The sequence below is a fragment of the Vibrio sp. 1249-1 genome, assembly GCF_033340495.1.
On record NZ_JAWOWJ010000176.1, the window covers coordinates 1 to 987 of the forward strand.

1 pseudogene is annotated in these 987 nt (G+C 45.6%); it reads right to left on the minus strand.

From position 1 onward, the window contains the following. Nucleotides 1-987: pseudogene (locus tag R7Z50_RS25050) on the minus strand (GGDEF domain-containing protein); the annotation flags it as partial.

Genomic DNA, 987 nt, shown 5'->3' on the forward strand with positions numbered 1-987 from the left:
AACATGTCTTTCAATTTTACCTCTAACCAGCGGCGGTTGTGCAACGAGGTAAGGGGATCGGTAAATACGTCTTGTTGCAACTGAGCTACGGTATTTTTGTGTTGTTTGGTCGTCTCTTTAAGCTCTTTATTTTCAATCTCAGACAGAATGAGCTTTAACTGTAATTCAAAGCGAGACAATCGACGCAGTTGAGCCGCGCCCAATTCGCTGATTGGGATGTGTTTTATTAAGTCTGATTCAATACGAAAAGCGCGTTTCTCACAGCTTAAAGCTTGCTGAAACTGTCCTTGTGACGCACTGACTTTGCTCATTGCGTTGTAAAAACGTTTCGCCAGAATTGGCGAAGAATGCTTTTTAATTCGCTTCCCGATGGACTCCAACAGCAAATTAGCCAACGAAGTGTGGCCAACACCATTCAAGCAATAGGCCGTTTCAATTTTGACCATGGTTGAGAGCCAATAGGTGGTCGCACTTCCGGTGGTGTACTTAATGCTGGATATGGAGAGCAGCGCTTCGGAATACTCTTCTTGCAGACGATGCAATTTAGCGCGATACAAATGCGTTTGTGCGGCGAGGTTTTTGTCGCTTACTAGGATGCTGAGCTCTTCACATTCACCCAATAATTCGCTGGCTTCGGCCACGCGTTTTAGACTGATGTAACAGGCGAGCATATACAGTTTGTAACGCAAACGAAGTGAGCGACTGCTGATGGCGTGATCAATCGCGTCGATCTTTTGGTAGTAACGTAGAGCACGGTTGTGATCGCCATAAGCATCACACAAGTTGCCCATGCCAATGATCGCTAAAACGTATTCGTCGATAAAACCGTATTCCACTGCGATGTTGGTGGAGGCGATGTACTCGGTGAGGGCAGAGTTGTAATCACCAACTTCAACTAAGCGTTCGCTTAAACTTGCTTTGACCGACAGTATATCTTCGACATCCTCAGGTAATGAGGGCAGCTATAATGCTTGTATAAGCTCTTCG